11 protein-coding genes are annotated in these 15,371 nt (G+C 47.5%); 7 read left to right on the top strand and 4 right to left on the bottom strand.

Going from position 1 to position 15,371, the window contains the following annotated elements; translation table 11 throughout:
- Positions 1-151: 151 nt before the first annotated feature.
- Positions 152-2,089 (bottom strand): phytase, encoded by a 1,938-nt coding sequence (locus tag N5E87_RS11410; protein WP_086904257.1) that lies wholly within the window; start codon positions 2,087-2,089, stop codon positions 152-154.
- A 24-nt stretch (positions 2,090-2,113) separates the two neighbouring features.
- The gene (locus N5E87_RS11405; protein ID WP_086904256.1) at positions 2,114-4,939 is read right to left on the bottom strand and encodes a TonB-dependent receptor; all 2,826 of its coding nucleotides are present in this window, start codon (positions 4,937-4,939) and stop codon (positions 2,114-2,116) included.
- 642 nt (positions 4,940-5,581) lie between these two features.
- On the opposite strand from N5E87_RS11405, the gene N5E87_RS11400 reads away from it, so the two are divergent.
- The 3 genes from N5E87_RS11400 (at position 5,582) to N5E87_RS11390 (ending at position 8,914) form a co-directional block, all read left to right on the top strand.
- The gene (locus tag N5E87_RS11400) at positions 5,582-6,547 is read left to right on the top strand and encodes a diguanylate cyclase (protein WP_086904255.1); all 966 of its coding nucleotides are present in this window, start codon (positions 5,582-5,584) and stop codon (positions 6,545-6,547) included.
- Entirely contained in the window at positions 6,547-7,800 is a 1,254-nt protein-coding gene (locus N5E87_RS11395; RefSeq protein ID WP_086904254.1) for an AraC family transcriptional regulator, read from the top strand. The genes N5E87_RS11400 and N5E87_RS11395 overlap by 1 nt, the downstream gene beginning before the upstream one ends.
- A 331-nt stretch (positions 7,801-8,131) precedes the next feature.
- Positions 8,132-8,914: a CLCA_X family protein gene (locus N5E87_RS11390; protein ID WP_086904253.1), complete on the top strand. Its 783-nt coding sequence runs from the start codon at positions 8,132-8,134 to the stop codon at positions 8,912-8,914.
- 10 nt (positions 8,915-8,924) lie between these two features.
- Here the strand turns inward: N5E87_RS11390 and N5E87_RS11385 are convergent, their stop codons facing one another.
- Complete coding sequence (locus N5E87_RS11385; RefSeq protein ID WP_086904252.1) at positions 8,925-9,881, bottom strand: hypothetical protein; 957 nt, start codon at positions 9,879-9,881, stop codon at positions 8,925-8,927.
- Between the two features lie 254 nt (positions 9,882-10,135).
- Complete coding sequence (locus N5E87_RS11380; protein WP_086904251.1) at positions 10,136-10,957, bottom strand: MBL fold metallo-hydrolase; 822 nt, start codon at positions 10,955-10,957, stop codon at positions 10,136-10,138.
- Between the two features lie 213 nt (positions 10,958-11,170).
- On the opposite strand from N5E87_RS11380, the gene N5E87_RS11375 reads away from it, so the two are divergent.
- The 4 genes from N5E87_RS11375 to N5E87_RS11360 all read left to right on the top strand — a co-directional run bounded on the left by N5E87_RS11375 (position 11,171) and on the right by N5E87_RS11360 (position 15,302).
- Positions 11,171-12,340 (top strand): PepSY-associated TM helix domain-containing protein, encoded by a 1,170-nt coding sequence (locus N5E87_RS11375; RefSeq protein ID WP_086904606.1) that lies wholly within the window; start codon positions 11,171-11,173, stop codon positions 12,338-12,340.
- Positions 12,340-12,804 carry a hypothetical protein gene (locus tag N5E87_RS11370; protein WP_011622838.1) on the top strand — a complete coding sequence of 155 codons (465 nt, stop codon included), beginning with the start codon at positions 12,340-12,342 and terminating at the stop codon, positions 12,802-12,804. The genes N5E87_RS11375 and N5E87_RS11370 overlap by 1 nt, the downstream gene beginning before the upstream one ends.
- 97 nt (positions 12,805-12,901) lie before the next feature.
- Positions 12,902-13,168, top strand: a complete 267-nt coding sequence (locus N5E87_RS11365) for a hypothetical protein (RefSeq protein ID WP_055648254.1) — start codon at positions 12,902-12,904, stop codon at positions 13,166-13,168.
- 838 nt (positions 13,169-14,006) lie between these two features.
- Positions 14,007-15,302: a PAS domain-containing methyl-accepting chemotaxis protein gene (locus tag N5E87_RS11360; RefSeq protein ID WP_086903644.1), complete on the top strand. Its 1,296-nt coding sequence runs from the start codon at positions 14,007-14,009 to the stop codon at positions 15,300-15,302.
- The last annotated feature ends 69 nt before the right edge of the window (positions 15,303-15,371 follow it).

The following is a 15,371-nucleotide window of genomic DNA, read 5'->3' as shown; positions in this document are numbered from 1 at the left end:
ATTGGCCACATATTTGGGCGCGGAGTATAGCGATTTCAGCCTCAAGATGCGAGTTTCAAGCATAAAGGTTCAAGGCAAAAACAAACCGAGCCACTCAGGCTCGGTTATCATTTGTCTCGCCAGATCATGCCGATTTCAGTTGGCGAAATACTCAGTTAAGCGATAACTTCTCGACAATACTGCGCCAAGGCAGCCATTTAAAAGATTGATTATTATCGGGTAAATGATTGTGCCCATCCTGTACCACCAACATTCCCTGTTGCCAAGCTCCCGTGCCGACGCTTAAGTGAGTCACGGCTAAGCCATCGGTTTCACTGCTCGCATCGATACTGGTTTCACGGCCATTTTCCATCCCGTTAAGGTTTATTCCAATGCGGAATTTGCCTAATTGGGCGTAGGGCGGCTGCGTCTGATACAGCAAGTAACTGTTATCGCCTTGGCTGGACACCACCAGCAGATCCTGCTTTTTACCGTGAATAGTCGCGCCTTGGTAGAGTGAAATCCCTTCGACATCAGGGACTAAGTCGCCCTCGGCTTTAATGATGAGTTTGCCTTGAGTGCTGCCATTAGCTTTGGCATTAAAGCGCCAAATGCCTTTGTCTTCTTCACCAATAAACAGCGCGTGCTGAGCTTCATCGACCACACAACCTTCGACTTGGCTTGGAGTATGAATATCACGCACCAGTTTAATACTTGGGCCATTTGCCTGCCAATCGACGCGGTATTGGGCGATACGGCCGGACTTTTCATTGGCGAACACATACAGGCTATCGGTATCTTGATACAGGCACATGCCATAAATATCCAGCATATTCGTGGCTTGATTGGGATACTCGTTGAGCTTCCCTTCAGCGTCGATTTCATAGAAGGCGAGGCTGTCGTTATCCCTTAAGGTCGCCACCGCGATATCGCGTTTTTTACCGCCCAGCATCACTTGCTGGCGTAGATCGACGTTATTGATACGCCCCGACGGCAGGGCTTGAACCTGCTCGCCACGCATATTAAAGCTCAATAGTCCCCAACGTTTGTTGGTGCCAAGCACTAGGCTTTTTTCCGGTTGAGTTGGATGCACCCAAATCGCCGGATCGTCCATGGTATCGCCGGGTCGATCGGATGGCGCGCTTTCAACCCAAGCAGGGATTTCGATAATATTATCGCTGGACTCGTTATTTGATTGACTCAGGTCTTTAGGTAAGACTGCTTGGCTAAATAAGTACTGATCGGTTTTATCATCATAGAGGGCAAACTGGATTGCCTTGTTGGTGCTGGTTCCGCTTAGATAACCACTGAATCCCTGTACCTTCCCTAAGTCGTAGTTCGCAATAGCCTGTTGATCTAAGGTAATGGCGCCTTTTTTATCGCTTAACAATAACTTGCCATCGATGACTTGCATGCCCGCGATATCATTATTGAGGGCGGCGAGAACCAACTTAGCGCTATTGTCGGCGAAGGGGCTGGCATCAAATTGCCAGACACCGGCTTCGGGCTCACTCACTAACAGTTTGTCGCCATCGATGGCGCAGCTAGTGCTGTTGACGGGAATTGCCTGACTGCGCAGCTTTTTCGGCATAAAGTGTCCGGCATCGCCTAACAGCCATTGTTCGCTATAACCGTCTTCGCCGCCAAACCACGCATAGATATTGCCATCCTGCGGCCTTGGCTGAATGCAGATCCAATTGATTTCAAACGATGCCATCGGCAGCAGTGGCAATACATTAGTCGCGACTTTGCCTTCTATCTGTTTGACCATGATAGGACGAATGCGATCGGCGCGGCGATCCAGCGTTAAGGCATAGGGATCGCTAAAGGCTAACAATTCAAACTCGCCTTTGACTAAGGTTTTAGCTGCGGGCAGGGTCGTTTTATCTGCGCTTGGCATGCTTTGTCGCATCAAACCTTGCTTTTCACTCACCCACAGCCAATCGGCGGCAGGGATTACTGCGTTGTTATCGTTGTTAAACAGTAAGGCTTGGGCCTGGCTGCCTTTATAAGCTTGGGCTGAGACGGGTTGAGCGAATGCGCTCAAGGGCGCACTGATAAGGCCTAAGGTCACAGCTATGGCACTAATTTGGGTAAATGGTGTTGTCATATCTTCGTTCTTTTCAATGGGTGATTAATAGTTGGTGTACTGCACGCCTAACTGGAAAGTGCGGCCATAGGCTTCGTATTGGGCGTTATAGCTGCTGTCACCCGTGTAGCTGTAGTAGGGCTCGTCGGTCAGGTTCACCCCTTTGAAATACAAGGTTAAATTGCTGGTTAAATGGGCCTTGGCGACAAAGTCCCACTGCAAGTGATTGTCTTGATAGAGATCGTAGCGCTCATCACTGAGTTCAGTGACTTCCTGTAAATATTCGGATTTATAGGCCGCCGATAACCAGACACTGGCGTAGCTATTTTCATAGCCAAAGGACAGGTTAGCGGTGAGATCCGATTGGCTTGGCATCGGAATATCACGGCTCAGTAATTGGCCATCCTCCAGCCAACTGATCTTGGCGCTGGAATCTGTGTAAGTGAGGTTAGAGTTGAGCACCAGCGCATTAAAGGGCTCGGGTAAAAAGTTAAACTCTTGCACATAGCTGAGCTCGACGCCGTAGATGTCGGCACTGTCGCCATTAACAAAGGTGACGGCGCTATGGGCATCGAAATAATCGCCACGACCAGCTAAATCCGCCTGATAGATAAAGTTGTCGATATCTTTATAAAACAGCCCCGCCGAAATTAAGCCGATATTGCCAAAATAGTGCTCGAGGCTTAAGTCAAAGTTCATCGATTCGAGCGACTTAAGTTGTGGATTGCCAAAGGTTAAATCGATATCGCCATCATCCTCTTCGAGCAAATATCCCGGCGCCAATTGGCCGAATGTTGGGCGCACTAAGGTGTTGGTCCAAGCGGCGCGCAGCACGGTATTGTCGCTATAGCGGTAAGTGAGGTGCAGTGCAGGCAGCCAATGATCCTCATCGCGGGAGTGGTTGATATCGATAAACTCGCCCTTGGCGCCATCGTAACCGTAGCCGCTGGATTCCCATTGATTTTGCTCGAAACGTAGCCCAGTTAAGATACGCAGTTTATCGATATCAATATGACCCATTAGGTAGGCGGCGTTGATATCTTCGCTGATATCAAAATCGTTAATGGTGGACTCGATATCATCGCGATTGCTCTCGGCATTGAGGCTGTCGATAAGCTGCCACAGCGGCGTAGCATCGATCCCGCTGCCAAAGCGGCCGAGGTCATAGTCAAGCTCATTGCCCGCATATTGACTCAATAGCAAATCGTCATCGCTCACGCCTTGATCGCCTAAGTCGCTGTAGATCCAGATATCTTCGCGATTGGATTTATCGCGGCGACTTAGCTTGACCCCGGTTTTTAGCTCGACACTGTAATCCGCGAGGGTTAACTGGCGGGTGAGATCCAGTTGACCACTGTTTATGGTGTCTTCGGCCTTGGAAGCGGCGATTTCAATCTCATCTAGCTCAAAGTTAGCATTTTGAAAGTAATCTTCGGGGGCGATAATCTGTGGCTGTTTGGTATTGCCAAAACCCGTGTTATCAATCTTGGCGACAAAGTCGGCGCCGGCGATATCCCGCGGTTTTTCGGCGCTGGCGGTGCTGTGGCTCGCCTGATAGTCGAAGGTCCAGCGTTCGAAGCGGGTTTGACCGCCCAGCACAAAGGAGGTGATGTTCTGGTTCTCGGTGCGTGATTTTAGCGAGCGAGTGGTTTTACCTTGGCTGAGGGCATTGGCTTGCTGCGGCGATTTCCACTTAGTTTTGGCGCTGTTACGGGTTTCGGTATCATCAAACTCACTGTAAAGGGTGCGCAGATACAGATCGGTATCATCGCTTGGGCGATAATCGAAGTTCACCCCTATGCCTAAACGTTCACGATTGATTTCATAATCGCGCGCGTCGATGGATTCAAGCGCCGCATCTTCAAAGCCGTTATCCCCGGCAAATTCCCATTTACCGCCGGTTTCGACGTTGTCTGAGCCAAAGTCGCGGTTATACCAACTGGCGCCTATGGCTACCCCTAGCTTGTCGGCAAAGATATCGCTGTAGCTGGCAGCGAGTTTGGGATTAGTATTGTCGGTTAAGGTATCTTGGCTCGCCTCAGCGTTGAGGTTGAGATAAGTATCATCGCGATCGAAGGCCGACAGGCTTTTAACCTCAATCGCGCCGCCCAGTGCATCGGCATCCATATCCGGCGTTAAGGTTTTACTCACTTCTACCGACTGCAAGAGATCCGATGGCACTACATCGAGGGCAACCGCACGGCGATCGCTTTCGGGTGAGGGTAAGCGGGTGCCGTTCATCGACACTGAGTTATAGTCCGGCGCCATGCCGCGTACGCGTACAAAACGACCTTCACCCTGATCCCGCTCGATAGATAGCCCTGGCACCCGTTGCAGCGATTCACTGATATTGCTGTCGGGGAAATTCCCCAGCACATCGGCGCTGACCACACTCAGCACATTGTCGGCGCCGCGTTGGCGGTTCATGGATTTACTTAATGCGCCTTGTTGGCCGACGACACGAATATGCTCGACATCTTGGCTGCTTAAGTTGATATCTTGCAGCGTGGTTTGTTTATCGCGAATGCTAACGCTATGTTCCAGCGGCATAGCACCGAGGTAGTTGACTACTAAGGTGTAATCGCCATCCTGCACGCCGACAAAGAAGAAGCGGCCATCGCGGCCTGCCTGTTGACTCAGGTTGAGCTCTTTTAAGGTGACGGTCGCGCCAGCAAGGGGTTGTTGACTGACATTATCGCGAATTTGCCCCTCAAGTTTGCCTATGGCCAGAGCATTGTGACTCAAGCCTGCGATCACCAGGGCTAAGCTTAAGGCTGAGAGACGCGACGTGAGACGTTTGTGGACCCTAGCGACAGGATGCGCTTGTTGTGGCAGCAGAGAACCTAATTGTCGAGCGATTGGAGATTGCATCTTGAGTTCCGTTTCAGTTGAGTGTTATTGCAAGCCTTGTGGGAAGGCTGATTTGTAATGGCGGCCAAGTTAGGGGAGCAAAATGTCAGATTTGTGACGGGATCGTTGAGCCGTACGGTTTGGCCCGCTTTTACCGAGTGATATGGCGATTTTGAGCTAAGGCTGAGCCAAAATGACGCTTACAGAATTAACGTCATATAAGAAGGCGTTGGCTGTTATGGGGCGCTCGCATGATTGAATCGTTTAATCCCATTAGAAGTGAAAATAACCCAATTTTAGAATGGGTTAGAGAGTGTTTATTTAGATTTTGGCTCGTTACTTTAGGGCGGGATGCGATGCTTTTTGGTCCGCGAATACGGCGTAGATTGAGTTCACAGGGACTCAAATTAAGCGAAGATGGCACTTTTCTCGATCCAGCTGAAAACTGCCTGAGCTAATTTGCCGCAGTAGCATTGCGTGTTGTGAGGTTGGAAGGTGTTTTTTAGCTTTAAATTTAATTACTTATATTTGAATCATGTATTTTCTATCGTAACGTCGCGACAAGTGACGTCACCGAGTTGTCATAAAAGCCCGCTAACTTGCGTCCCCATAGTAACAAGGCTTAATTCTCCTTTTAGGGCTTTATTAAACAAGGTGTGTATTTTGGAAACTCCTGCAAAATCATTACGGCTCGCCAGCGTCTATGGCGTGAGTCTGCTGATCATCTTTATGGTGCCTTTACTGCTTTGGCAGAGCACCACGGCCAAAACCGTAACGGCGGTGGATTGGTTTGATGTGGTCACCGAGGGCGCCTTATTTGTGCTCGGCATGTGCTGGCTGATGGTGATGGTCTCGGTGCGCCCCTCGGGTAGAGTGACAAATCTGTTGATTGCGGGCCTCTCAAGCTATTGTTTGGGTTGTTATTTGGATTTACTGGACGAGATTTTTATCGTCAAAACCATTCCTGTATATAACTGGTTTGAAAAGATGCCCACGCCTGTCGGGCTGCTGGTGCTGACCTACGGTTTATGGTTATGGCGAGATGAGCAGACCGTCGTCAATCGCCAGCTACAAACTCGGGAGCAATTTCATCGCGAACATCAGTTAACCGACGGCTTGACCCTGCTCAATGATGCCAAGGCATTCGAACAGCATCTCATTAGACAAATATCGCAAAATCAATCATTTGGTCTGATTATGCTTGATGTCGATAATTTTCATCAATACAACGAATCAAACGGCGTCGAAGAGGGCGATAGGCTGTTGTCCCAGTTGGCATTGTGGCTAAGCGCGAGCCTAAGAAGTCAGGATTTAGTCTGCCGTTATGCTGGCGATCGCTTTATCATTCTGATGAGCGGCGCCATTCCGCCTTTAGTGAGTGTGATGGCAGAGCAGGTACAGCAAGGGGTGAGGGAGTTGGGCTGCTCTGTTTCAGTGGTTTGGACGCTACCCTCTCCCAAAGCATTGGATAGGCAGGACAAGCAGAATAATCCAAAGGCTGAGGCTGCAACACTGTTGCAATTATTGAATCAAAAAATATCACAGAAAAAAGCGAAACGCGCCTCAGCGGCGCCTATCACTCAGCCGTTTCATTCGCGCAGCACCTCGACTGAAAGCGGGCTTAACTGATGCGCGCGCTCGCCACATGGCAGGATAAATGTATCGATAGCCAATTGCTGGTGGCAAGTTTAGTAATGTTGTTTAAGCAGCGTGAATTGGATACTGATAAGTTACTGCGCGGGACGGGGATTTTTATCGCGGATATTCGTAAACCCGATCACCTTATTAGCCCCAAACAATTATCACGACTGCTGGATAATGCGCTCTCCCTGTGGCCAAGTGGCGATTTAAGTTTTTTATTGGGTCAACGTTGGTTGCCATCCCAAAGCGGCGCGCTGACGGCGGCCATGTTTTGCGCGCAGGATTTACAGGCATTAAGCCGCGTTTGGCATAAGTATCATTGGCTCACTCAGCCCTGGCTGCAAACTTGGTGCTGCCAAGGCGAGCATGAGTGGCATTATCTCGTGAGTCTCGACTTAGGTATGCAGCGCCATCGGCAATTTTTGATTGAGCTGAGTCTGTCGTCGCTCACCGCAGCCTGTAAGCAGCTGCTTGGGCAAGCTTGGCGCGGTAGTCTGTGTTTTCCCTACCGCGCGCCGGATAATTTGGCCCATTACTATAAATACTTTGGCACGGACTTAAGCTTTGATGCGCCCCTTTGCCGAATTTCAATGACCAAAGCCCAGTTACGCCAACCCTCATTATTTGCGCGCCAGAGCGCGGCCTATGCCATATCTAATGGGGAAGAGTGGGATGACAATCTCATTCATAATGGTGTCATCGATGATGGTGTGATTCATCATGGCGCTAGTCATTCTGTGGGGGACTCTCTAGCCTTAGCATCTCAAGCCATAGCGTCGCAAACTATAGGAACTCAAGCCACAGCGTCACAACCTATCGTATCTCAACAGAATAGGCTGGATCAGGCGCCAAACATAATGTCAGCGCCAGATATCGCTCCGGCGCCGAATATGACCCAGGCGGCTCGCCAAGCGTTGTTAGCGCACGAGTTTCGCCTTGGGTTGGCGGGTGGGATCCGCCTTAAACTGATGCGCAGCACTCTTTCCTTGCCAGAGATGGCACAATCGCTGGAGATGAGCCCCGCAACCTTAAAACGCCGCCTGACGGAGATGGGCTTAAGTTACGGGCAACTTGCCGACGAAACGCGTTTGATCCGAGCGCTGTATTTTTTAGCCGAACCCGAGCAAGATGCGCACACGATTGCCAATTCTCTATCCTTTAGTGATGCCAGTAATTTCAGGCGTTCCTTTAAACGTTGGACAGGTCAACTGCCTGCGTATTTCCGCTTTTGGTTAGCCTAGCTCCAATTAGCCCAGTCCCCATAAGCCAGGCCCCAATTAGCTTAAACAACAGCCCCCGCGATTTCCCTCCAGACTGATGATAAATAAACCACTCACATCCATTTTTGAATGACTATTCATTGACTTGCATATTTGTTAGAAAATTCCCGAGGGTTATATTTTTATTTATGCAAATTCGAGAATAAATACTCAAAATGGATTTTGTGTCTGTGCCATTAGGTATGTGAGTATTAAAGCGCCTTGTATCGTTGAGGGGCTGGGCTATAAATGCTGTTTTGTTTCACTTAGAATAACTGACCTCGACCTTTCACTTGCCGTTTTCAGGGATCGCGTGCTAATCCATCAGCAATACCATCGTCATGGGCCCGATTATCGCTTTGGGGAGCAAATGACTTTCCTCGATGTGAAGCAAACCTTTGGTTTTAGCCATGTACGTGTGGGACGTTGGGTCACGCGCGAGGAGTCATTAATTGCCGCGAATTTGGTATTTGATTCGCTGGCAGATCTTGCCTTTATCCTCAATTTACCGCCGTTGACCTTAGGGTTAAGGCAAACCTTAAGCCTTGCCTTTGGCCATGGTGGGCAAAAGGGTGTGCAGGCACACTATGCGCCAGGGGCGCGAGAATTGGCATTAGCGAAAAATGCGGGTGCTGGGGCGCTGGCCCATGAGTTTTGGCATGCGTTTGACCACTATGTTGCCCCTAAGGCGTTTTCGCGCGCCACAGGGCGTTTTAAGTGCGCCAGCGATCTCTGGCTTGCGGATCAGCCGCTTATCGAGCATCCCCTTAATCACCGTTTAGCTGAGATCTTTCGTGTTACCTTGCTCTCCGAGGACAATTTGGAGCCAAGTGATTACGTGCGCCGCGCAATTGCCTTAGATAAGCGTTATGGGGCGCAGTATTTTGCTAAACCGACGGAAATGATGGCGAGGGCCTTTGAGGCCTGTATTGAATCCCATCAAGGGATCCAAAATCCCTATTTAGTCTCTGGCACGCGCTATTCAGCGCTGGCAAAGGAAGGGGCGTATCCCGATGAGCCACATAGACAACGTATCTTCAATGCCTTGATTGCCTACTTTGAGCCATTAGGCATGGCGTTAGGGAAAACCGGATAAATCTGATGCGTTAGTCTGTGAGTTGCTGCTGGCAATAGGCGAGCTGGTGGCGAATGGCATCGAGGGTTTGTGAGGCGGCATAATCCATCAGATACCAAGGGCTGATTTGGCTTTCGGGCTGATGATTAAAAAACAGTGACTCGCATGCTTTAAGCTTCGATTTTTCAGCAAATTGTTGCCAAATCGCACTGGGTGTAAGGGCGAGTTTGGCTAACTGTTCACGTAGTTGTTGCTTTGTTTGCTCACTTACGTTTGGTGTAAGTGTGGATTGTCTGAGTAAATCCAGTTGGCTGAAGGGATCTTCAAATCGTTCGTTTCGGTCAGTGTGGCGAGTTGGTTTACTCTCTGCGCCATCAGTCTCACAGGCCTTATGCATACTCTCCCACGGCGTTAAGGTAAATTCAGGCCAATCGATACGCTCGCATAGCAGCGTTTTGGCGATTCTTCTCTCTCCAAGCCAGTTGTGTACCATACAAGGCAAATGAATGTTGTCTGGCAAGTCGATACTGCGCTGTAAGCTCGGCAACAGCGACATCCGCTGAACTTGTACCTTTTTGGCTAATGACATCATTAACACGACTGTGGTTAGGCCCGATGAAGGCCAACAGCCGAGGGAAGGGGTGAGATCGGTTGCGACTTGTGTCAGAGCCTTTGCCAATTGCACGCCTTGGGGATGACCTTGCACTTCGAAGGCATACTGAGATTCGGCAAAGCCACCATTAGCAATATTGACCACTTGGCCATGGGCGGATAAATCTTCTGGGCATTGGGTGCCATTAAAGATAAAGGTGAGTCCTTTGTTTGCGGGTTGCCAGTCGCCCGAAGCGTTACCGATAATGGTGGCCTGCTCAAGCTTGAGTTGCTCGGCTAATGCGCTTAACGAAATCCTGGGTTGCGGCTCAGCCAATTGACGGTGCATATGCGTATGTGATTGAGGCGCATCGGCTAAGGGCTGTGGATAGGACATACTCGCAAGGACTCTGTAAAACAAAGAGGCTAATTGTACTGGAACTTCCCCGCTGACTAAAGGGCTATTCCCTATCGATGCTCGGTAGACTCATTAATAAAATTTCACAATAACAGTACGTTAGACTGTTTTTTTAAGGTTTGATGGGGAGCTTTGCGTTTAAGCAGACACTTGCAACCTTATGCTATCGAACGCCTTTTTGAACTCATTATTTAGCGTTTTTAGTGAGTTAACTAAATGACTCACTGAATGATTTAGTTGCTATTGGTTGGCGTGCTAAGACGCTCTTTTTCAATCACGCTAATGGTTCTTTCGATAAACTTCCTTAAAGCCTTTGGCGGTAGAAAAGGGGATTTATCCTCCTGATTAAAGCGTGCAATAAGGGTCGCGACCTGTGGATGTTGAATGATGTCCTCCACACTTTTGCCCGCATCTAGCTGGGCTTCAATCAATTGTACCCACTCGTTGGTGTTTTGCTGAAAGCTGCGAAGTGATGCTTTATTACTTGGCTTACCATGTCCCGGCACGATAAGGCTGTCTTCATTGCCGAGACGTAAAATGTGGTTAATTGCCGCATTAAAGCCGCGTATGCCACCAGCATAAAATGTGGGGTGCCAGCTGTTATCGACAATATCGCCGACAAATAGGCTGTTGCTTTGCGGATGAAAATAGATCCTGTCGGCGGCAGAATGGGATGAAACTTGAATGGTGACTATCTCTGTCAAGAATGACTGCGCTGCCGCTAGGCTTTGTGTTGGCGCTAAGCTGGCACCTTGTTGGATAAAATATTGATTACCGCCGGTATGATCGGCGTGTTCATGGGTATTCAAGATAAATTTAACGGGTTTGCCATAGAGGGATTGAACGGTGCGACTTAAGGCTTCTAAGTGTTCATCCCCAGGCATAGGGTCGATAAGCACTAAGCCCTCGCTCGTTGATAGCACACCGATATTGGTGCCGTAGTCCACACCCTTCAATAGCTGCAGTTGATCGGAGACTTTTTCAATAGTGATGGTATCGGCGTTGGCTGCAAAACAGCATGTAACAAAGACGAGGGGAGCTAATGCTTTATACATGTTGGTAAGCCTTGATTAAGTGTGAGTGTTGAAAGTTATGCGCATCAAATCTATACGCATTATTAGCGTCAGTTAGTTGTCTCGCCAACTCTCACCTCTGCTCAATTTGTGACAAATCTTATAAACCTATCGTATTATCAATATGTCGTATTGATAACAATTCGTATTAACCTTACACTATCGGGATTCTAAAAGAGGTAGGAACAATCCCCCATGGCGAAAATAAGTAATCGCTTCTGGTTTATGTTACACGGTTGGGTATCTTTGCCCATCTGGATTTTATTCAGTTTTATCTGCTTAACGGGCACGGTTGCCGTACTCAGTCATGAACTGACTTGGCTGACCAACCCCGCCGCCCGTGCGCTCAATCCAGAAGAGCTGCCCGCGAAACCCGTCGATGAATTAATGCTGGTGGTCGAAAAGGCCTATCCGAATGCGCAGGTGATGGGTGCTATGACCTTTGAGCCTTACTTAATTAATGCGATTACCTTTACCGATGCCGATAAACCTTATGCTATCGCCTATGTGAATCAATATACGGGACAAATTCAGCAGATCAACGAAGGACTAACCTTTATTGGCTTTATGCGTTCCTTACATGGGTGGTTGTTGTTTCCTTGGCAGAGCGGTTACAGCGTCGGCTATTACCTTGTTTGCTCTATGGCACTCATGATGCTTGCCTCATTGATTACTGGGTTAATCGTTTATAAGCGTTTTTGGCGCAGCTTTTTTGCACCCAAACTTAGACTTACCCAAGGGAAGAAGACCTTACTCTCTGATTTGCATAAATTATCCGGCGTCTGGTCGATTTGGTTTATTGCGATTATGAGCCTTACAGGGCTGTGGTATTTAGTCCAAGCTATCTTCTGGCATGCGGATATTGATATCGAGCCCCATGCGCCTATGATTGCCGCCGAGCAAGTGCCGCTGATGCAAGCGGGTGATACGCAACTGCCAAGCGCCAATGTCTCTTTTACTGAGGCCTTAAGTTTAGCTAAGCAGCGCTTCCCCGATTTTCAGCCAAGTTATGTGATGCTGCCTGAGCATCAACGGGATATGTATCATTTGAGTGGTAGTGGCGATCATATTTTCTACGATCAATATTCCTACAACCTCAGTATCAATCCGTGGACGGGTGAGATTGCTAGCGCGACCTCGCCAGAAACCATGACCGGCATGCAAACCTTAATGCATATTGCCGATCCTCTGCATTACGGCACCTTAGGCGGGATTTGGACTAAATTGATTTGGTTCTTCTTTGGGCTAGTGCTTTCGGGCATGTCTATCACCGGTTTTATGATGTGGGGATTACGCCATGTCCGCGCTTTTAAACAGGCCGAAACCAAAGACTTAGCCGCAGATATGTTAGGGGAGGCACGCTAATGGCATCATCGGTATTTTGGTTAAAACATAAATATAAGCTCAGTGGTTTGATTTTGATCTTACCCTTAGTGTTTCTCTATCAGTCGCTTAACCCGAGTTTTCCCCCCGCGTGGCCGAGCCAGCAATTAGGTGAATTTAAAATCGCGCCAATGCCGTTAGATTTAAAGGCACCTTATAAGCACCACGATGATTACGTAAAAGATTTTATGTTGATCTTTGAACAGGGCAATGTGGCCCATATTCGCCAAGGTTATGCCAATATCGGCCCAGAGGCTCTGCCTTTAGAAGCCCTACAAAAAGGCGAAAATGGAGTGTTGCATGGCAGCAAACATGGCCAGCATGTGCATGCGATTACAGGCGCTAAGTTAGCGGCAACGGACAGCTTGTGGGTGTCGATTCAAAATTGGCAGGGTGAATGGTTGGTTAGCCAATGGCCCGTACCCGAGGCGGTGTTAGTTCAGTAATACCGTTCGCAAATTGTTTGCAGTAAAGTAGCCCTCAGGTGCAAACTGTGCCTGAGGGTTATTTTTTATCGGATAGGCTGACTGCAAAGGATTGGATATGGAATTTACGAATGCAGAACTTGCGCTAATCACTGCCGCGAAACAAAAAGTGCAAATGGCGCAGCGGGTGCGAGTTGGGGTTATTATTTTACTTATCTTAGGCACGCTTACGCTGCTGGCAGGATTTTGGAGTCACCCGTACGCGATTTATATTGCCTTTGCGCTGGTGGTCTTTGCGGTCGCGCTACCTCAGTTTGGCCAAGGACCCAAATATGAAGAATTGCTCGCCCTATTGCAGCAAAAAGCCGCTCAGCAAAACGATTAATCTGCACTACAAGGCTAATATCAATAGGGCTAATAACAATGTTAAAGACAGCGCTAATAACAAAAGGGCTTTCAGCAAGATCGAAAGCCCTTGTTACTTGTTCATTACGTTAGTTAAAGCGCTGAACGACAGTCTTGTGGCGCCTTTATTCTTCGGGATAGACCTTGTCCTTAAAATTACCTTATATTCACTAAACCTAAAACCACTTTCGTGAGTGAATGAGCTACGAGTGCCTTATATATGGGCTTCTCAAGCAATTCAGTCTCAATAATTCTTTACGAAAATTGCAAGATTTGTAAATGTAGAGCTTTTTCGTCTGAATATTTTCAAATTCAAGCCCGTTATTCTTTACAAAAATTGTATCAAATTGAACTGGTGAATAGCTACTAACTCACTCGACACTAAAGAAGTTTGGTCGATTCAAACCTTAATTTGGTGGAAATTAGTGGGCGTTCACACCCGTCAACACTGAACTCAACTGCCGGCAGTACTAGCTTGCCGACTATATCTTGTGAACGTTGTTTTAAAACAGCTGCGTTAATAGCGGGTTTGTGCCAAAAGCGGAAATTCACTGAGATTCGACAAAATCGGCGCTTTTCACTGAAAGCGGACCATCATAGACCGAAGTTTTCTGATATTTTTTACCAATAGGCCAGTTACTCAGCTGCCTTAACTATGCCCCTCCACTTCCTTTATGTCGTTATTAAACAGCATTAAATGCCAAATCGTTGATTAAATAGACAAATATCTGATAAATTTGGTAATTGTCGAAAATTCATCTCGAATTCATTCTATTCAGGTATAATTTGTTACATTTTCAATCGTACAGATGACTGCGATGTTCAACAAAAAAATCAAACAGGAAAACGAAAGGCTGAGTACAGCTTTGTCAGAGGCTACCTCGGTGATTGCCTCAATCAGAGGCAGTGTTGCGTTTATACAATTCTCCCCTGATGGTCATATTCAGGATGCAAACGATTTATTTCTGCACACTGTTGGGTATTCACTATCGGAAATTGTTGGCAAGCATCATTCAATTTTTTGTGATCCCAAATATTCCGCAAGCTATGAGTACAAGAACTTTTGGTCTGAGCTTGCCTCAGGCAGAGCGAAGCATGGCTCATTCAACAGAAAAACAAAGCTTGGAAAATCTATTTGGTTAGAGGCGACTTATTTTCCCGTTCATAGTGGCACAGGGAAAGTATCAAGCGTGATCAAAATTGCCTCAGACGTAACTGAGCAGACATTAAAGTTAACGGACCAAAACGCGATATATCACGCCCTAGATAAAGCTATGGCTATTATTGAATTCACTCCTGGTGGTGAGATCGTTAATGCAAATAAAAACTTCCTTCAAGCTATGGGATATCAACTGTCGGAGATCGTAGGCAGACACCATAAGATGTTTTGTGATGACAGTTTTTATAGAGAAAATCCAGAGTTCTGGAAAGACCTGGCTGTGGGTAAACTCAGCTCTGGTAAGTTTAAGCGATATGATGCCAGAGGTAATGATATATGGTTAGAGGCGAGTTATAACCCTATAAAAGATAATGACGGCAAAGTCATCAAAGTTATCAAATTTGCGACTGCAATTACAGATCGTGTTATGCAGGCAATGAGGGCAAAAAAAGCTGCCCAGGTTGCTCACGAAACAGCGCTTCAAACCTTTAATATCGCTGAACAAGGGAAGAGTCATATTGAATCCTCTTTAGATTTAGCAAGCGAGATATCCGAAACAGTTTTAACTACTAATCAAGTTATTCAACGATTAAGTGACCAAGCAAAAGAAATCTCTAGTATGGTCAATATCATTCGTAGCGTAGCAGAGCAGACCAACTTGCTTGCTCTAAATGCAGCTATCGAAGCAGCTCGTGCTGGCGAGGCTGGACGTGGATTTGCTGTTGTCGCAGATGAAGTCCGATCGCTCGCTTCAAGAACAAGCTCAGCGACTGATGAGATATCAAGTGTTGTTGCAAGAAATCTGGAAGTAACTAGTCAGGTTATGCAAGCCATTAATTCTATCGATGGTCTCAGTGGTCAAAATGGTGAGAAAATTGCTCTCCTTTCCAGCATAATTTTGGATATAGAAAAAGGCGCAAAAGAGGTTGTACAGTCTGTGTCTGCGATCCATTGAGGAAGTAAAGTGTAGTGCCACACTGAAATTGGCCTCCTGATTAGAGGATACGCTCTGGGTTCACGAAAA

The sequence above is a fragment of the Shewanella sp. GD03713 genome, assembly GCF_029843705.1.
In the GTDB taxonomy this organism is placed as follows: Bacteria; Pseudomonadota; Gammaproteobacteria; order Enterobacterales; family Shewanellaceae; genus Shewanella.
Note: the sequence above shows the minus strand (reverse complement) of the source record. Positions and strands in the feature narration are given on the sequence as shown.